Genomic DNA, 18,103 nt, shown 5'->3' with positions numbered 1-18,103 from the left:
AATGGACGGTGGACAGCAGGGAACGCATGGCGTCCACGGCAGCGCCGTCGGCCTTGTTTTTGTCGCCGAATCCTACCCAGTGGCCACCGGCAATGGCGGCCGCTTCGGTCACGCGGACGAGTTCCAGCGCCAGGTTCCGGTCGGGTTCGTCGTCCCCCACGGCCAGCGCCGGGGACAGGATTGAATAGCGGGTTGATCTGGAAGCGTCAGACATAGCGACCTCATTCTTGAACGGTAGTGGGGATGCATGGCGGTCAGCGTGCGGCGGATCCGTGTTCCGGTGGGGGCGGGGCCGTTGCCGGAAGCCTTGGCAACACTGGCCCCCCCGCCATCGGGCCGGCTCCGGGCGCGGGGGCGCGCAGGTGGCGGCCCGCAGCCGCCACCTGCACGGTTCCGGAGCTTCATGCGCATACCGCCCGTACGCCGCCTCTTCGGCAGCCGCTAAGTATTCACCAGCCATGCTCTCGCAACGATCGACGCTAGCAATCGTTGCGATCGGCTTAATCCTTAGCGTTACTCTTCCGCGGGATGGTCCCCGACCCCAGATCCTTGTTGCGCAGGTTTTCCCTGCAGATGTGTCCTTGGAGGATTGTTAGCCGAGGATGGCGGTTCGAAGATAAGAGATAATTTTCTGTCCGGCATCGCTATGCGGCCCGCCCCGAGGAGGTGGGAAGGTTGGCCAGGCGCCATTCCAGTATTCCTTCGCTCAGACGGCGGGCGTCGCCCGTTGGCGCGCAGTAGACAACCATGTCACGCCCGCCGGGCACCTCGCCCATTCGCCGAGGTGCCCGGAAGACGGGCGCTAAAGGCTCAGCAGGAAGTCCACGGAGGCGCGGACATCGCCGGCAGGTCCTTCGCCTTCCGGCTCCGCGCTCAGGATGGCATCCTGCTCCATGACGTACCAGCCGGCGTATTTGACGGTCTGAAGCTCTGCCACGATTTCGGCGATGCGGCAGTCCCCCTGGCCCAGCGGTACAAACATGCCCGCCTTGACGCCGTCAGTGAAGCCAAGCTCACCGCGGCCAACCTGCCGGGCAAGGTCCGCGTTGACGTCCTTGAGATGGGCATGGCCCACCCGGGAGGCGAATTGGCGGGCAAGCTCCAGCGGGTCCGTCCCGCCGATCAGCAGGTGGCCGGTATCCAGGCAGATGTCCACCCCTGTGTCATTGAGCAAACGCTCGACGGCAGCGGCTGACTCGATCATGGTGCCCACGTGCGGATGCAGCACGGCGCGGATACCGCGGTCGGCGGCGCGTTTGACGGCTTCCCCCAGATTGGCGCCAAAGACTTTCCACTGCGCGTCGGTCAGTTCCTGCTTCTCGTCATAGGACACCGCGCCGCTGTCCGCGGAAAGGACCAGGACCGTGGCGCCGGCGGCTTCAAAGGCGTCAAGTTCACGCTCGATCGACGGCAGAGGGTCCATAGCCTCCTGGTGCAGGACTGAGGGGAAGAAGCCGCCGATTGCGGTCAGGTCGAACCGCCGGAGCATTTCGGCGCGAGGTTGCGGATCAATGGGGAGGAACCCCCTGGGACCGAACTCTGTCGCCTTGATGCCCAGGTCTTTCATCTCCTGAAAAACGCGTTCGGGCGATAGCTGGAATCCCCAGTTTTCCGCCTCACACACACCCCAGGAGATGGGAGCGGCGGCGAGCTGGCTGGCGATGGAAGCGGTCATTGGTTTGTCCTTTGTCGTGACGGGAGAACTCTCGGCGGGAGAGGGCCTGGTTAGAGAGCAACTTTGACCGGCGCGCCGGTCTCGAGGGATTCCTGGGCTGCGTCGGCCACCTTTGATGCGGCGACGGCGTCCTGGGGGGTGCAGGGGTTTGTGCGCTTCCCGAGGATCAGTTCCACGAAAGCGGCTAGTTCAGACCGGTATGCCTTCTCGAAGCGCTCGGCGAACGTTTGGTGCGGCGTCCCGGACGGGAAGATGATCCCCGGTTCCGCCGAACGCAGCGAGCTCTGTCCGTCGAGCCCGACCATCACGCTTCCTTGAGAACCCTGGATCTCCAGCCGGACGTCGTGGCCGGCCCCGTTGTAACGGGTGGCTGAGACGGTACCGACTGTGCCGTCCTCGAACGTCACGACGGCGAGGGCGGTGTCCACATCGCCCACCGCGCCGATGGCGGGGTCACCATTGTTGGAGCCCTTGGCATAGACCTCAACGATTTCGCGGCCGGTGATCCAGCGCAAAATATCGAAGTCGTGGACCGAGCAGTCCCGGAACAGACCGCCAGAGCTGGCCAGGAACTCCACTGGCGGGGGCGTCATATCACCGGTGACCGCACGCAGTGTGTGGATCCAGCCCAGCTCGCCGGCCTCGAAGGCGCGCTTCGCCTCAAGATAGCCGGCGTCAAACCGGCGCTGGTGGCCGATCTGGACAGTGCCGCCCTTTTGCCGGATGTAGTCCAGCACTGGGAGGGAATCCGCCACGTTCATCGCCACCGGCTTCTCGCAGAACACCGGGATGCCCGCGTTGACGCCGGCCTTGATGAGTTCCGGGTGCGTTCCCGTGCCGGTGGCAATGACCAGTCCGTCAATACCGGAGGCGATCAGCTCATCGACAGAGGGCAGGAATTCCGCCCCGAGGCCGGCAGCCACGTTGCGCGCGTGGTCCTGGGCCACGTCCGTCAGTTTGAGCCGGACATTGATCCCCTGCGGGTTCAGCACCTCGTTGAGGCCGGAAATGTTGTTGGCATGCATTACGCCTATGCGGCCGACGCCGACCAGGCCTAGGGTTACGTCTCTCATGGTGGTCCTTTGCAATTGGAGTTGGGCATTAGTCGGTGGAAATTCGCCGGTGAAATCTTTTGTTGGCACGCTCCACCATCGTGGGCGGCAATGATGATGGCATCCACGTCGTTGGAGCTGGTCAGTTCAGACGGATCGGGGGTGAAACGGGCACCCGCCGCCCCACCGGCGTCGGGATGAGCCACGACGCTGACTTCCGCCCCGCCGATGGACGTGGACAGGTTCCCGTGTGCTCTGCACCCATGAGGCCGGCACCGATGACTCCTACCCGGATGGACGTGACTCTTCGTTCCGCACAAAACCCCGGTTGCTGCACGGGCCGGCAACCGGGGACGACAGGATTTCTATTCCGGCTGCCGGCTGCCGCTTCCGGCTACTTCGGACTCGACTTCCCGGACGACGTCGGAGTGGCCGCCCAGTTCCGCCAGTTCGTGTGCCAGCTCCTGCAGCTCGGCGCCGCCGGCCATCAGTCCGGTGAGTTCGTCGAGTTTGATGTCCTTTTTGTCGTAGTAGCCGATGCTTTTTCCGCGTTTGAGGATCAAAAACCTGTCCCCGACCGGGTAGGCGTGGTGCGGGTTGTGGGTGATGAAGATGACGCCGAGCCCGCGGTCGCGTGCCTGCAGGATGTAGCGCAGGACCACTCCGGACTGTTTCACGCCCAGGGCCGCCGTCGGCTCGTCCAGGATCAATGCCTTGGCACCGAAGTAGACCGCGCGGGCAATGGCCACACACTGCCGCTCACCACCGGAGAGCTGGCCGATGGGCTGGTCGACGTCGCGCAGGTCAATGCCCATGTCCGCCAGTTCCTTCTTGGTGACCGTCTTCATCCGCTTGACGTCCATACGCTCGAACGGGCCCTTGCCAACGGTCAGTTCCGAGCCCAGGAAGAAGTTGCGCCAGATAGGCATCAGCGGCACAACGGCAAGGTCCTGGTAGACCGAGGCGATGCCGGCGTCAAGCGCCTCGCGGGGGCTGGTGAGTTTGCGCTCCTGGCCCATGATCTTGAAAGTGCCCTCATCGTGCTGGTGCAGCCCGGCAATGATCTTGATCAGCGTGGACTTACCGGCGCCGTTGTCACCGAGTACACAGGTCACCCGCCCGTTGTCCACCGCCATGGTGACATCACTCAGGGCAATGATGTTGCCGTAGCGCTTGCCCACACCGTCCAGCTCCATCAGGTGGACCGGGGTGTGGGTCAGCGGGTCTTGTTCATTCTGCAGCAGGGTCTCCTGCTTGATCGGCTCGGTGCTCATGACAGCCAACCCCTTTCTATTTCAGTTCCGCGCGGCGTTTGACGATCAGGTTCACGATGGTGGCCAGCAGCAGCATCAGGCCCAGGAAGAACTTGAACCAGTCCGGGTTCCACTGTGCGTAGACGATGCCTTTGTTGGCCATGCCGAAGATGAACGCGCCGATGGCGCCGCCGATCGCCGAGCCGTAGCCGCCCGTGAGCAGGCAGCCGCCGATGACCGCTGCGATGATGTAGAGGAATTCGTTGCCTATGCCCTCGCCGGACTGGACCGCGTCGAAGGCGAAGAGGTTGTGCATACCGAGCACCCAGCCGCAGAATCCGACGCCCATGAAGAGGCCGATTTTGGTGGCCTTGACTGGGACGCCCACGGCGCGTGCCGCGTTCGCATCCCCGCCCGCGGCGAAGATCCAGTTACCTACCTTCGTGCGCAGCAGCAGCCAGGAGGCAACCGCCACGAGGACGATCCAGATGAGGATGGGGCTTTTCAGATCCACGCCGCCGATGATGAAGTCGTTTGCGAAGATGGCCCGGGCTGATTCGTAACCGTCGATCGAGGCAATCGACGGCGTGGCGACGCTGCCGCCGATCAGCCTGGTCAGCGCCAGATTCAAACCTGTCAGCATGAGGAACGTTGCCAGGGTGACAATGAAGCTGGGCAGTTTCGTCTTCATCAGGATCCAGCCGTTGACGAAACCGATCACCAGCGACACGACCAGGGCCAGGCCGATACCCACCCAGACGTTCACGGAGAAATACCAGCTGAACAAGGACGCGGTCAGGGCCGAGCTGATCACGGCCACACCGGCGGAAAGATCAAACTCCCCGCCGATCATCAGCAGCGCCACTGCAACCGCCATGATGCCGATGGTCGAGGAGCCGTAAAGCACCGTGGCGAAGGAGTTCGGCTGCAAAAAGACCGGGGCCGCGGCTGAGAAATAGATGAAGAGGACGATGGCGCCCACCAGGGCGCCGACCTCCGGACGGCCCAACAGATTCTGGACCACGCTGCGTTTACCGACACGTTCGTCCAGCTTGGGGACTTGTACGAGAGTTGCCATTTGATTCTCCTAATTTGGGCCGCTGCCGGGGGACGTTAAGTCCCCCGGCAGCGTGGCTCATGGCGTCCTTAGCGGATGCCATCCTTTGCGAACTTGAGCACCTGTGTGGCATTGGATTTGTCGACGATGGCCGGACCGGTCAGAACCAGCTGTCCGCCACCGACCTTGAATCCGCCGCGGGTGACCTGCCACAGAGCATCCACGGAATCGTAGCCCTGCAGCCACGGCTGCTGGTCAACAGTGAACTGGACCTTGCCATCGACGATTGTCTGGGCCAGCTCGCCGTTCAGGTCGAAGGAGGCGATCTTGACCTTGTCCTGCAGCTTCAGCGAGTCCACGGCCTTGAGGATGGTCTGGGTGAAGGGTGCCCCCAGACCGATGATGGCGTCGGCGCCCGAGGTTGCCTGCAGCTTCGCGGTCACCGTTGAGGAGACCTGCGTCATGTCCGTCCCCGTGACGTAGAGGATCTCACTGCCGGGAACCTTGGATTTCACACCTGCACAACGGGCCTCCAGTGCCACGTTGCCCTGCTCGTGGATCACGCAGATCGGGTGATCCACGCCCTCTGAAGCCAACTTGGCGCCCACTGCCGCGCCGGCGACGGTTTCATCCGAACCGAAGTGGGTAAATGCTCCCACCTGCCTGAACACGTCAGCGCCGGCGTTCAGGCTGACGACCGGGATGCCGGCATCGGCGGCCTTTTTCAGCACATCCCTGAGCGCATCGGGCTTGGCCAAAGTGACGGCAATCCCGTCAACTTTCTGGTCGATGGCCTGCTGGATCAGCTGGGCCTGGCGTCCGCCTTCGGGATCCGAGGTGTACAGCAGATCCGCGTTGTCCTTGGCAGCTGCCTCCTCGGCGCCTTTGCGCACGATGTCCCAGAAGGTATCGCCGGGACCGGCGTGGGTGATCATGGCAATTTTGATCTTCGGGGTGCCGGCCACCTGGCCGCCGCCGGCATTGCCTGTGTCCGGGGCCCTTCCGCCCTGTGAGGAGCAGGCGCCCAGAGCCAACATCGGGACGACAGCGGAAACCAGCGCCGCTGTACGCCAAGAGAACTTCTTCACAGTAAATCTCCTTTGATCCACGGGCCAGGTCGGAAGCCACGATGCTCCGATCCGTAACCCCTATAAAGAGCATGGTGACCATTCTCACAATTGTCAAGACTTTGTCCTGACATAAGAATGTTTTGACGTAACGATTCCGTTGCAGTGCCCGCTTGAGATCGTTCAAAACCGGCTTCCCCGGGATGGGATCCGGAAAACATTGACGGCCCTCTGCCGACTGCTATGATCAGGAAGAGATACTATGTCCTATCAAGCGAACATGGATCGGATAAGGCGGTGGCCGGAAACAGCCGGGTTAGCCGTAGAGCACAAGGGAGATCCCAGTGGCGAATCAACTTAATCTCAGCATCGACCGTTCCTCCCCGGTCCCGCTGTATCACCAGATCGTCCAGGGCATCGAAGCCGCCATCCACGGCGGCCTGCTGGCCCCGGGAAGCAAGCTGGATAACGAGATCGCCCTGGCGGCGCAGCTCAACCTGTCACGCCCCACGATGCGCAAGGCGATGGATGAGCTGGTGCGCGCCGGGCTGCTGGTCCGCAAAAGGGGTGTCGGAACCCAGGTGGTCTCCAGCCAGGTCAGCCGCCCGCTGGAGCTTTCCAGCCTTTTTGATGACCTGAGCCGGAGCGGCAGCAAGCCCACCACCGAGGTCCTGAGCTTTTCGCACATCGAGGCGGACGATGCGACCCGGGAAGCTCTGCAACTTCTGGCCGGCTCCAAGGTTTATCACTTCACGCGCCTTCGAAAAGTCGGTGGAAAACCACTGGCGCTGATGGAGAACTGGGTCCGGGATGACATCACCGCCATCGATGAAGACGCCCTCCGGGCCAAAGGACTGTACAGCATTCTGCGCAGCGCAGGAGTGAACTTCCGCCTGGCCAACCAGCGGATCGGCGCGGTGATCGCCAATGGCTACCAGGCTCCCCTGCTGGACACCGAGGCCGGCTCCGCTTTGGTCACCATGGAACGCACCGCTGTGGATGACACGGGCCGGGCGGTGGAGAAAGGGCACCATGTGTACCGGGGGGACTCCTACAGTTTTGAAATGACATTGGTTCAGCGTTGACGGCAAGGACAAAAAATTAATGAATGACTGGGTATACCCGCTGGGGACCGCCGCCGACCGCGGCTGGGACATTTCACTCGGAACGGCAGATTCATCCCTGAAAGTGGAGGGCTGGGCCCACACCGGGCTCAAGGTCGCCACCCTAACTGCTGGGGCAACCATCGAGCTGCCTGCCGCCGCCGAAGAACGGATTGTGGTGCCACTGAGCGGCGCGTTCACCGCCACGGTAAACGGGACGGAGCACGCCCTGGCCGGGCGGAAGACAGTCTTCAGCGGCCCGACCGATGTCCTCTATTCCGGCACGGACACGGGCATGTCCATCAGCTCAACCGACGGCGGCCGAGTCGCCGTCGCCACCGCACCCGCAAAGAGGACCTATCCCACCCGGCTGATCACCGCCGCCCAAATCCCCATTGAGCTCCGGGGCGCGGGCAACTGCTCCCGCCAGGTCCACAACTTCGGCACACCTGCCGCGCTGGAGGCTGACAGATTCATCGTCTGCGAGGTCATCACTCCGGCCGGAAACTGGTCGTCCTACCCCCCGCACAAACACGATGAGGAGAAAGACGGCGAGACCGCACTGGAGGAGATTTACTACTTCGAGACACAGATCGCAGCCGGATTCACCGCACCCGCCGAGGCCGATGCGATCGGCTACCAGCGGGTTTATGCCTCGGACAACCGTCCCATCGACGTGGCCGCAGAGGTCCGCACCGGCGACGTTGTACTTGTCCCGTACGGCTGGCACGGGCCCGCAATGGCGGCGCCGGGCTACGACATGTACTACCTGAATGTGATGGCGGGTCCGGGACCGGTGCGCGACTGGCTGATCAGCGACGATCCGCACCACGGCTGGGTACGGCAAAGCTGGGGTAGCCAGAAACTGGATCCACGGCTGCCCTTCGGAAACTGAGCTGCACCGATGCGCGGCTGCGCCGCGCATAGCTTCACGCGGCGGAGTTGCCCCCGGATCAATAGCAGCGCCATCTCCTGCCCGAGCATGGGGCCGGGCCCAACAGATCCAGGCATAATGTCCTTGAAGCCTCCGTCGAAGGAGACGGTTTCCCCTCCAACCCAGCGGGGCGCTGCCCATATCGAAGCTGTGCGCGGTCACGTAGACCAAGCCCACATTTTTTGAGTTCAGCCCCCCGGATCACGCGCAGTGCGGCCACGCCGTCATCGACAAAGTCAGGGGTGCGGTCGATCAGCAAGTCAATGCCTTCGCACTCACTGTTCGGCAGGAGCTCCTCCATCGAACGGTAGAACGCGCGCTCGGACTCCTCGGGCTTTCCCGGCAATCCGCTGAACTCCGTGTTCATGGTCTGTACTCCCGGGCCCACGGCAATCCGGATGGCCCGCCTCCAATACCTCGCGGCGGCTTCGCCGGCATTTCTCGTCGGGGCCGGACCAACGCAGCACCAGCCAGGTCGTTGTCGACCTTGGATGGTTGAAGAACGGGATGAAGTCCGGGCGGGGCGTCATCTGCATGTCCTTAAGGCCCGGGCCGCGGCTACCCGGGAACTGAAGCACGCTGTGGCTGTGGTGGTACGGGGTGGGGGCCAGTGCAATGTTCGTCTGGCGCTCCTTCGGGTCTTGACATGCGAAAGTGGCCGACGCCCGGGAAGGGTGCCCGCCACCTCCAGGGACTAGTGCGTCACGTCCGCGCTAGCTGTAGAGGTCCGGCTTCGGGTTGAGCCGGACGTTGACCTTTTCGCCTGACTTCTGCGCCTGGACGCCGGCTTCGCAGCACGCTGCGGTGGCGTACCCGTCCCACGCGGAAGGTCCTCCAATGCCGCCACGCGCGGCCGCGTCAACCCAGGCCTGGACTTCGACGTCGTAGGCGGCGCCAAAGCGCTCAATAAAGCTTGGGGTGACCTCCCCGCCCCAACGGCCTGCGCGGCGGACATAGGGGCCGCTGTCCCCGCCAATGTTCACGATGCCGTCCTCGAAGGAGGCCTGTGTGGCCACCTCGTAGCCAAAGCGGGCGTTCACATAGATTTCGACGTCGGCCAGCACCCCGGACGAGGTTTCGATCAGCACATGCTGCGGGTCATGCTGGCCCTGTGGAGCATTTTTCGTCGCCTTGCCCAGCCGGACCTGGACGGAGGTAATTTCCTCACCGGTCAGAAAACGGATGGCGTCGAATTCGTGCACCACTGAGTCGGTGATCAGCATGGCGTTGGTGAAGCCAGGCGGGGTGTCAGGATTGCGGTGCGCGCAGTGCAACATGAGCAGTTCACCCATTTCCTTGTTCTGCACCAACTCGCCCAGCTTCGCGTATTCGGCGTCGTAGCGGCGCATAAAGCCAACCTGGATCCGCTTACGGCCCAGCTTCTGTTCGGCTTCAACGATCCGCCACGCAGAGGCGGCGTCCGGCGTGAGCGGCTTCTCGCACAGGATCGGCAGATCCTGCTCAAGGGCCCGCAGCAGGATGTCCTCGTGCAGGAAGCCGGGAGTGGCGATCAGCACGGCGTTGACGTCGCCGTTGTTGAGTGCTGCTTCGGCATCGGCCAGGGCCACTACGTCCGGGATGCCTTCGATGGCTGCCCGGGCACGGGCGAGGTCGACATCCACGACGGCGGCAACTTCAGCGCCGTGGATGCGCTTGCTGAGGCGCTGGATGTGGTCCGCGCCCATGCGTCCGGCGCCGATGACGGCGACGCGAAGGGTTTCATTCATGGTTATTCTTTCAGTCTCGGGATTGGTAGTTGTTTGATGGCCGTCCCGGTACCGGGACGAGGGTACCCGCAGCGCGACTGAGTCAGTCGCGCCGAGCCCTGCCCTCAGAGTCATCGTCGGCGCGACCCGGGACGGCGTCCTCTCCGCCGGCGAGCTCGTCCGGGAGTCCGTCGGCGATGCCGTCGTGGCGTACAGCGTGGCTGTCGTCGGCGTGGGAGGGGAAGTTGTAGGAGGCGCCGGAGGCGTGGGTGGGCTCGGGCCAGCGTGAGGTGACGACTTTGCCACGGGTGTAGAAGGACACGCCTTCAGGGCCGTAGATGTGCTTGTCGCCGAACAGTGAGGCCTTCCAGCCGCCGAAGGAGTGGTAGGCCACCGGGACGGGCAGCGGCACGTTGATGCCGATCATACCCACGGTCACCGAACGCTGGAACGTGCGGGCGTTGGCGCCGGAGGAGGTGAAGATGGCGGTGCCGTTGCCGTATGGGTTGGCGTTGATCAGGGCGATGCCGGCGTCCAGGTCCTCCACGCGGACCACGACGAGGACGGGTCCGAAGATTTCCTCCGTGTAGGCGGTCATTTCGGTCTTGACGTGGTCCAGGACGGTGGGGCCGACCCAGAAGCCTTCCTCGTGGCCGGGGACGACGAGGTCGCGGCCGTCCACCACCATGGCGGCGCCGGCGGCTTCGGCTTCGGTGACGATCCGGACGATGCGTTCCTTGGAGGCGGGGGTGATCACTGGGCCCATGTCGGCGTCGGGCTCGGTACCATTGCTGACCTTGACGGCGAGGGCGCGTTCTTCGACTTTCTTGACGAGCAGTTCGGCGGCGTCGCCGACGGCGACGGCGACGGAGATGGCCATGCAGCGTTCGCCGGCGGAGCCGAAGGCGGCGGCGGCGAGGTGGTCCGCGGCGTTGTCCAGGTCGGCGTCGGGCATGATGATGGCGTGGTTCTTCGCGCCGCCCAGGGCCTGGACGCGCTTGCCGTGCTTGGTGGCCGTCTCGTGGACGTACTGGGCGATCGGGGTGGAGCCAACGAACGAGATGCCGTCCACGTCGGGGTGGGTCAGGAGGCCTTCGACGGTTTCCTTGTCGCCGTGCAGGACCTGGAAGACGCCGTCGGGCAGGCCGGCCTGCTTCCACAGCTTGGCCAGCAGCATCGAGGCGGAGGGGTCGCGCTCGGAGGGCTTGAGGATGAAGGCGTTGCCGGTGGCGATGGCCATCGGGGCCATCCACAGCGGCACCATCACGGGGAAGTTGAACGGGGTGATGCCGGCGACGACGCCGAGCGGCTCGCGGAAGGAGAAGACATCGATGCCGGTGGAGACCTGGTCCGAGTAGTCGCCCTTAAGCAGGCTCGGGATGCCGCACGCGAACTCGATGACCTCCAGGCCGCGGCCGATCTCGCCCTTCGCGTCCGAGAGGACCTTGCCGTGCTCTGCCGTGATCAGCTCGGCGAGCTCGTCAACGTGGGCGGCGACGAGTTCGCGGAACTTGAACAGCACGCCGGTGCGCTTGGCCAGCGAGATATCGCCCCAGGAATCGGCCGCGGCGCGGGCAGCGGCCACGGTGGCATCCAGGTCGGCGCGGTTGGCCAGCCGCAGCTCCGCGGACACGGCGCCGGTGGCCGGGTTGTAGACAGGCTGGCTGCGGGTGCCTTCGCCGGCAGTCTCGGCCCCGTTGATGAAATGGTTGATGGTGTGGGTGGTGGTCGTCGTTGACATGGTGTTGGACTTCCTTGGTCTGTGGGGGAAAGGGCTCAGCCGAGCAGCTTGCGCTGGCGGTTCTTATGGTCGATATAGGTCTTGAAGGCCTGTTTTGTGGAGTCGAGCTCGGAGACCTGGGAGACGGGAACGTCCCACCATGATTCGGAGCTCGGCGCGTCCAGCAGGGGGTCGGATTCGACGTGGATCAGGATCGGGCCACCGCGTTCCGGGGCTGCCTTGGCGTCGCGGATGGCCTGTTCGAGTTCGGCGATGACCTTCTCCCCCGGTTCGATCCGGATCACCTTCACGCCGAGGCTTTCGGCGTTCAGTGCCAGGTCCACCGGAAGGGTTTCGCCTTCGTCGAAGCTGTGCTGCTCCTCGTCCAGGACCCGGTACTGCGTCCCGAAACGCTGCGAACCGAGGGATTCGGACAGGGATCCGATGGAAGCGTAGCCGTGGTTCTGGATCAGGACCACGATCAGCTTGATCCGTTCGGCGACGGCGGTGACCAGTTCGGTGTGCATCATCAGGTAGGAGCCGTCCCCCACCATGACCACAACGTCGCGCTGTTCGCCACCGCGCGCCGCCTCGGCCAGCGCGGCGCGCTTGACGCCCAGCCCGCCCGGGATCTCGTAGCCCATGCAGGAGTACGCGTATTCCACGTGGTAGCCGAACGGATCCCGGACACGCCACATCTTGTGCAGGTCCCCCGGCAGGGAACCCGCAGCGCAGATCACGACGTCCACCGCGTCCATGGCCCGGTTCGTGGCGCCGATGATCTCGTTCTGGGCCGGCAGCGGGGTGAAACGGGTGTCAAAGGCCTCATCGACCGTGGCGTCCCAGCGGGCCTTCTCGTTCGCGATCTGCTGCTCCAGGTCCGCGCCGATCCGGTAGCCGCCCAGTGCCTGGTTCAGCTTGACCAGGGCCTTCCGGGCGTCAGCGACGATCGGCAGCGAGGTGCCATGCTTGTACGCGTCGATGGGTGCCACGTTGACGTTGATGAACTTCACGTCCGGGTTCTGGAACGCGGTCCGCGAGGCGGTGGTGAAGTCCTCGTAGCGGGTGCCGATCCCGATGATCAGGTCCGCCTCGGCGGCGATGGCGTTCGCCGCCGTCGTGCCCGTGGAACCGATCGCCCCGAGGGAGAACCTGTGGTCCCACGGCAGCACGCCGACGCCAGCCTGGGTGTTGCCCACCGGGATCCCGGTCAGTTCCACGAACCTGGCGAGTTCATCGTTCGCGTAGGCGTACAGCACGCCGCCGCCGGCGATGATCAGCGGACGCTTCGCGGCACGGATAGCCTCCGCGGCACGGCGGATGTCCCCGTCGTCCGCGTCCGGGCGGCGGATCCGCCACTCGCGCTCGGCCAGGAACTCCTCGGGCACATCGAACGCCTCGGCCTGGACATCCTGCGGCAGCGAAATGGTCACCGCGCCAGTCTCGGCCGGATCCGTCAGGACACGCAGGCCGTGGTGGAAGGCGGAGAACAGCTGCTCGGGCCGGGAGACCCGGTCAAAGAACTTCGACAGCGGCCGGAAGGCGTCGTTGACGGTGATGTCGTAGGCGTAGGGCTGCTCCAGCTGCTGCAGCACCGGATCCGCGGCCCGCGTCGCGAAGGTGTCGCTCGGGAGCAGCAGCACCGGCAGCCGGTTCGTGGTGGCCAGCGCCGCACCGGTGAGCAGGTTCGAGGAACCCGGACCGACGGAGGTGCTGATCGCGAAGGTCCGACGGCGGCGGGTATGCCGGGCGTAACCCACGGCCTGATGCACCTGAGCCTGTTCGTTCCGGCCCTGGTAATACGGCATGATCGTCGGATCCAGCTGCTGGTACTGCTTCAGGGCCTGGCCCACACCGGCAACATTGCCGTGCCCGAAGATCCCGAACGTGCCCGGAATGAGCCGCTCCCGGTAGTCCTGACCGCCAACCGTGTCGACGGTGTACTGCTTGGAAAGGTATTCCACCACGGCCTGGGCCACTGTCATTCGCCGCGTTGCCATGGGCTAGTCCTGCGCTTTCGGTGTCGTGGAATTGGTGCTTGGGCGGGTGCTGAACAGCGAGGCTGCGGTGGCGACGGCTGCCGCCACATCACCGTCCTTGGGGTACAGAAGCGTCCGCCCAACAGTGAGCCCGCGCACACCTGGCAGTGCAAGGGCCGCCTCCCAGCTGGAGAAGACCTCGTCCGGGGAGCCGTCCGGATCCCCGCCCAGCAGCACGGTGGGCATGGTGGTTGCCGCCATAACGCGCTCCATCTCCGGCACCACCGGAAGCTTCATCCAGGTGTAGGCGCTGGTGGATCCCAGTGCGGAGGCGATGCCCACGGACTTGATCACCGCGTCGGCGCTCAGATCATTGCGTACCCGGCCGTTGTCCCAGACGGACAGGAACGGCTCCAACATGGCCACCAGCCCGCGTTCGGCCAGACTATCGATGGCCTTGGCAGTCGATTCCAGGGTCGCGACGGTGTCCGGGTCGCCCAGGCAGATCCGGGTCAGCATCTTGCCGCCGGTGGCCCCCAATTCCGCCAGCGCGGCGGCGGTGTGGCCGGTGAAGCGGTCGTCAATCTCGTTGACGGACCCAGCCAACCCGCCGCGGTTCATCGAACCGAAGATGAGTTTGCCGTCCAGTGCGCCGAGCAGCAGCAGGTCATCCAGGATATCCGGGGACGCCAGGATGCCGTCCACTGCCGGGTTGGCCAGGGCAATCTGCAGGCGGTCAAGCAGGTCCCGGCGGTCCGCCATGGCCACCGGATCGTTGCCGACGGCGAGGGCGCCGCGGGCCGGGTGATCGGCGGCGACGATGAAGTTCTGCCGGTCGGCACGCAGCCCCGGGTGCGGGGTGCGGGCCTTCGCGGCCTCGAGGACCGCTCCCGGTCGCTCGAGCCGGAGAGCGCTCAGCTGCTCGTAGCGGCGGGGGTCCGGCAGCGCCGCAGGATTCTGGGTATCAGTCATTGGGTACCTGCCGTCCTCGTTCTGCGAGCAAACTCTTGACTTCTTCGGGTGTTGGCATCGCGTCTGCGCAGGAGAGCCGGGAGGCGACGATCGCGCCGGCGGCATTGGCGTAGTCCAGCGCCTGCTGCAGCGGCCAGCCGGAGAGCAGACCGTGGCAGAACGCGCCGCCGAAGGAATCCCCGGCCCCCAGACCGTTGACCGTCTCCACCGGAAGCGGCGCCGACACGACGCGCTCCGTGCGGGTGGCGGCCATGACGCCGTCGGGCCCCAGCTTCACGACCGCAATTTCTACGCCGGCCGCCAGCAGACGGTCGGCCTGCTCGTCTGGTGTTCCCTCGCCGACCGCAACGGCGCATTCCTTGTCGTTGCCGATCGCGACGGTGACATGCGGGAGGATCTTCGCCACCTGCACCCGAGCTTCGTCTTCGGAGGCCCAGAACATCGGGCGGTAGTCCAGATCCAGCACTGTGAACTGTCCGTCGGTCAGTGAGGCGCGGGGGCGCGCCTCGTGTGCGGCTATGTGGGCGCCGCGGCTTGGTTCCTGGCACAGGCCGGTCACGGTGGACCAGAAGATGCGCGCGGCGCGGATCGCGTCGAGATCGAGTTCGTCGGCGGCGATCTGCAGATCCGGGGCTGTCGGTGTCCGGTAGAAGTACAGCGGAAAATCGTCCGGCGGCTTGATCGCGCAGAACGTCACCGGCGTCGGCCACAGCGGAGCGGAGCTCACGAATCGGTCATCGACCTTGAACTTGCGCAGTTCCCGGTGCAGGTACGTTCCGAAGGGGTCCTCCCCCGTGCGGGTGATGACGGCGGTGCGGCGCCCGTGCCGGGCGGCGGCGACGGCCACATTGGACGGCGAACCGCCCAGATACTTGCCGAAGCTTGTCACGTCTTCCAGATCTACTCCAATGTCGTTGGGGTAGATGTCGACGCTGATGCGCCCGATGGTGAGGACATCATGTGTCTCGATCATCGTTGACCTTCCTGTCGCAATCTCAGTTCTGAGGTTCGGTGAACCTGCTGGGGGTTTGTGACTCCGGCCACAGTCACTACTGTGCACCACTTCTCATGTCCTGTCAAAGATTTGTTCTGACATACTGACAACGAGATAAGGGAAGCGAAAAGCAGACCTAGCGGGCCGGAACCGAGAGTTCTCCGGTGACGTACTGCGCGCGGCCAAAGCCGAATGACCAGTCCCCGGGCCCGTTCTCCACATAGCCAATAAACACATCGGCACCGTCGACTCCGACGGCTGCCAGTTCCGCGGCGATGCGTTCAAAGAGCTCACTCTTGGCCTCCTGGCTCCGACCCCCCTGCGTGAAGATCTGGATCATCACCACCCCCTCCGTGCGGTCAAAGCCCAGGCCGGCATCCTGCGCCCGCAACTGCCCGGCGGTGTGCTCCGTGAGAATGTGGAAAAGGTCCCGCTCCGGAATGGCATAGCTACCCAAGATGGCGGCATGGATCCCGTCACTGATCCCGCGCAGCTGCGCCGGCGTCCGGCCTGAGTTCACATCAATACGCACCAAAGGCATTTTGTCTCCTTGAATAGTTTGTATTGACATACTAACAAATAGTTATCGAATCAGGCAAGAGGATCTTATCGAGATGGCGTACGCTAACGATCGTTCGCAAGGCACCGCAAGTGGTCTGCGCAGAGTGGCGGAACTACGGGCCCCGCCTGTAATGCTTTCCGTGTACGCGTCTGTGTAACGTCCAACCCGGTTGGTGATACGTTCCGGTGACGCGAATCGGATACGGGCGTGTCTCAACACGCGATCAGCACCCCGAAGCCCAGCACGACGCACTGACCGCGGCTGGCTGCGAGCGGCTGGCTGCGAGCAGATTTTCCTCGACAAGGCGTCGGGGAAGCTGGCCCGAAGGCCCGAACTGGACAAGGCGCTGCTCTCGGCCAACCGGCCCGGCGATCAGCTTGTCGTCACCAAACTCGGCCGGTCGTTGGAAGACCTCATCGAGCTCTCCAACACCCTGCAGGAGCGTGGCGTTGACCTGGTGGTCCTGGACCAGGGCATCGACACGTCCACCGCGACCGGGCGGATGTTCTTTCAGATCCTTGGCTCGATCGCCGAGTTCGAACACGCCCTGTTGTCCGAACGGACCCGCGACGGGCTGGCCGCCGCCCGCGCGCGGGGCCGGACCGGCGGGCAGAAACCAAAACTCGGCCCCCCGCCAGGTCGGACTGGCCCGCGACATGCATGACGAAAAGGGCCCCGACGGGAACGCGCCCACCCTGTTGAACACATCGCCCAGGAATTCGGCGTCACCCGGCCTACAATCTACCGGCACCTCGCCGAACCATGAACGCCGTGCCTTGCGCGCCGCAGCAGAACGACGGCATGTTCGCAGGGCACGGCGTTCTAACGGATAAGGACTTCTGCCGTGGCTCTACGTTCCTTGCTCACGGTCCCCGAGCGTGGCCAGATCCTGGCAATGCCCACTGAAGAGGAGGACCTTGCAGCCCACTACACGCTCAGTGACGTGGATATGTCCTTGATCGGGCACCGCCGCGGGGACGCGAACAGGCTGGGTTTTGCCGTCCAACTGTGTCTGCTGCGATATCCGGGGATAGTGCTGGCCGAAGACACTGAAGTGCCGCCTGAACTGGTTTCCTGGCTGGCCTCCCGTCTGGTCGTCCCCGCCGATGCGTGGACAGACTACGGGGAACGTGAGGTAACGCGGCAGGAGCACGGAAGGGAGATCCGCGCGTATCTGGGCATGTCTGCGTTCGGAATTGCAGACTTCCGCCAGCTGGTGGAGCACGTGGGCGATGTGGCTGCGCAAACAGACACTGCTCCTGGTTGAAAGCGCGAGGGATTTCCTGCAGGCAAAGAAGGTCGCTCTGCCTGGCGTCAGCGTCATTGAACGGGCCTGCGCACAGGCTCTGACCAGGGCGAACCGGAACATTTACGCAACGCTGTGAGGCCACCTCTCGGTCGAGCACCAAAAACGACTGGACGGGTTGCTTCTCCGTCGCCCCGACAGCTCATCGACCGAAATCGGCTGGCTACGGCAAGCACCGCTGCGCCCCAACGCACGGCGATGAAGGAGCACATCGACCGGCTCACTACCTGGCGTGCCCTTGATCTCCCCTGGGACGCTGGCAAACTGATTCACCGGAACAGGCTGTCAAAGCTCGCCCGTGAGGGCGCATCCATTTCGGCGGCTGATCTGTCCAAGTTTGAACCAGCGTGCCGGAACGCGACCCTCTTTGCCATGGCCGTGGAAAGCATGGCCACGGTCACCGACGAAATCATCGATCTGCACGACAGGATCATTGGCCGGCTTATCCGGACCGCGCAGAACAAACAAAACCAGCACACCCTGGCGTCCCGATCCACCGTCGCAGCCATGATGCGCATTCACTCAAGGCTGGGTGATGCCTCTGTGAGGCCAGGGAAAACGGTGAAGACCACTTCGCCGCGATCGAAACAGCCATCGGCTGGGGAATCCCTGGCCGAAAGCATCGCCCACGCCAAGGAACTGACCAGGCCGGCCTTCGAGGACCACCTCGCTCTCGTCAGCGCCCACTTCACGCCCCTGCGCCGCTACACCCCCGGCGTTTCA

The 18,103-nt window shown here is 64.4% G+C and carries 15 protein-coding genes and 4 pseudogenes; 5 read left to right on the top strand and 14 right to left on the bottom strand.

Translation table 11 applies throughout. The features are described 5' to 3' along the window. The 7 genes and pseudogenes from ACZYZ4_RS15315 to ACZYZ4_RS15285 form a co-directional block, all read right to left on the bottom strand. On the bottom strand, window positions 1-214 hold a 214-nt coding region (locus ACZYZ4_RS15315; protein ID WP_463862230.1), incomplete at its 3' end, for a fructose-bisphosphatase class II. A gap of 588 nt (window positions 215-802) precedes the next feature. Next, window positions 803-1,675 carry a sugar phosphate isomerase/epimerase family protein gene (locus ACZYZ4_RS15310; protein ID WP_463862228.1) on the bottom strand — a complete coding sequence of 291 codons (873 nt, stop codon included), beginning with the start codon at window positions 1,673-1,675 and terminating at the stop codon, window positions 803-805. 50 nt (window positions 1,676-1,725) lie between these two features. Then, window positions 1,726-2,748: a Gfo/Idh/MocA family oxidoreductase gene (locus ACZYZ4_RS15305; RefSeq protein ID WP_463862226.1), complete on the bottom strand. Its 1,023-nt coding sequence runs from the start codon at window positions 2,746-2,748 to the stop codon at window positions 1,726-1,728. A 77-nt stretch (window positions 2,749-2,825) separates the two neighbouring features. Beyond that, a pseudogene (locus tag ACZYZ4_RS15300) lies at window positions 2,826-2,992 on the bottom strand (inositol 2-dehydrogenase); the annotation flags it as partial. A 100-nt stretch (window positions 2,993-3,092) separates the two neighbouring features. Then, window positions 3,093-4,001, bottom strand: coding sequence for an ATP-binding cassette domain-containing protein (locus ACZYZ4_RS15295; RefSeq protein WP_463862224.1), 909 nt, complete (start codon window positions 3,999-4,001; stop codon window positions 3,093-3,095). Window positions 4,002-4,017: 16 nt separating this feature from the next. Next, window positions 4,018-5,058 carry an ABC transporter permease gene (locus ACZYZ4_RS15290; protein WP_463862222.1) on the bottom strand — a complete coding sequence of 347 codons (1,041 nt, stop codon included), beginning with the start codon at window positions 5,056-5,058 and terminating at the stop codon, window positions 4,018-4,020. Window positions 5,059-5,126: 68 nt separating this feature from the next. Next, the gene (locus ACZYZ4_RS15285; protein ID WP_463862220.1) at window positions 5,127-6,125 is read right to left on the bottom strand and encodes a substrate-binding domain-containing protein; all 999 of its coding nucleotides are present in this window, start codon (window positions 6,123-6,125) and stop codon (window positions 5,127-5,129) included. 323 nt (window positions 6,126-6,448) lie between these two features. On the opposite strand from ACZYZ4_RS15285, the gene ACZYZ4_RS15280 reads away from it, so the two are divergent. Further along, the gene (locus tag ACZYZ4_RS15280) at window positions 6,449-7,189 is read left to right on the top strand and encodes a GntR family transcriptional regulator (protein WP_463862218.1); all 741 of its coding nucleotides are present in this window, start codon (window positions 6,449-6,451) and stop codon (window positions 7,187-7,189) included. Window positions 7,190-7,208: 19 nt separating this feature from the next. After that, complete coding sequence (gene iolB / locus ACZYZ4_RS15275) at window positions 7,209-8,102, top strand: 5-deoxy-glucuronate isomerase (protein WP_463862217.1); 894 nt, start codon at window positions 7,209-7,211, stop codon at window positions 8,100-8,102. A 162-nt stretch (window positions 8,103-8,264) separates the two neighbouring features. On the opposite strand, the pseudogene ACZYZ4_RS15270 reads toward iolB, so the two are convergent. The 7 genes and pseudogenes from ACZYZ4_RS15270 to ACZYZ4_RS15240 form a co-directional block, all read right to left on the bottom strand. Next, window positions 8,265-8,611: pseudogene (locus tag ACZYZ4_RS15270) on the bottom strand (TIM barrel protein); the annotation flags it as partial. Between the two features lie 243 nt (window positions 8,612-8,854). Then, window positions 8,855-9,868 carry a Gfo/Idh/MocA family protein gene (locus tag ACZYZ4_RS15265; RefSeq protein WP_463862216.1) on the bottom strand — a complete coding sequence of 338 codons (1,014 nt, stop codon included), beginning with the start codon at window positions 9,866-9,868 and terminating at the stop codon, window positions 8,855-8,857. 211 nt (window positions 9,869-10,079) lie between these two features. Next, window positions 10,080-11,588 (bottom strand): annotated as a pseudogene (locus ACZYZ4_RS15260) (CoA-acylating methylmalonate-semialdehyde dehydrogenase); the annotation flags it as partial. 35 nt (window positions 11,589-11,623) lie between these two features. After that, window positions 11,624-13,552, bottom strand: coding sequence for a 3D-(3,5/4)-trihydroxycyclohexane-1,2-dione acylhydrolase (decyclizing) (gene iolD, locus ACZYZ4_RS15255; RefSeq protein WP_463862236.1), 1,929 nt, complete (start codon window positions 13,550-13,552; stop codon window positions 11,624-11,626). An 18-nt stretch (window positions 13,553-13,570) separates the two neighbouring features. Continuing rightward, entirely contained in the window at window positions 13,571-14,518 is a 948-nt protein-coding gene (locus ACZYZ4_RS15250) for a Cgl0159 family (beta/alpha)8-fold protein (RefSeq protein WP_463862215.1), read from the bottom strand. After that, a complete protein-coding gene (iolC, locus tag ACZYZ4_RS15245; RefSeq protein ID WP_463862214.1) occupies window positions 14,511-15,491 on the bottom strand; it encodes a 5-dehydro-2-deoxygluconokinase in 981 nt (326 codons plus the stop codon). The genes ACZYZ4_RS15250 and iolC overlap by 8 nt, the downstream gene beginning before the upstream one ends. Window positions 15,492-15,648: 157 nt before the next feature. Then, window positions 15,649-16,053 carry a tautomerase family protein gene (locus tag ACZYZ4_RS15240; RefSeq protein ID WP_463862213.1) on the bottom strand — a complete coding sequence of 135 codons (405 nt, stop codon included), beginning with the start codon at window positions 16,051-16,053 and terminating at the stop codon, window positions 15,649-15,651. 193 nt (window positions 16,054-16,246) lie between these two features. Here ACZYZ4_RS15240 and ACZYZ4_RS15235 point away from each other — a divergent pair, with 193 nt between their 5' ends. From ACZYZ4_RS15235 to ACZYZ4_RS15225, 3 genes and pseudogenes are all read left to right on the top strand, one after another. Then, window positions 16,247-16,738, top strand: a complete 492-nt coding sequence (locus ACZYZ4_RS15235; protein WP_463862212.1) for a recombinase family protein — start codon at window positions 16,247-16,249, stop codon at window positions 16,736-16,738. Window positions 16,739-16,780: 42 nt separating this feature from the next. Next, window positions 16,781-16,840 (top strand): hypothetical protein, encoded by a 60-nt coding sequence (locus tag ACZYZ4_RS15230; RefSeq protein ID WP_463862234.1) that lies wholly within the window; start codon window positions 16,781-16,783, stop codon window positions 16,838-16,840. A gap of 78 nt (window positions 16,841-16,918) precedes the next feature. Further along, window positions 16,919-18,094, top strand: a pseudogene (locus tag ACZYZ4_RS15225) (DUF4158 domain-containing protein); the annotation flags it as partial. Between the last annotated feature and the right edge of the window lie 9 nt (window positions 18,095-18,103).

The organism is Pseudarthrobacter adonitolis (assembly GCF_055412845.1).
Note: the sequence above shows the minus strand (reverse complement) of the source record. Positions and strands in the feature narration are given on the sequence as shown.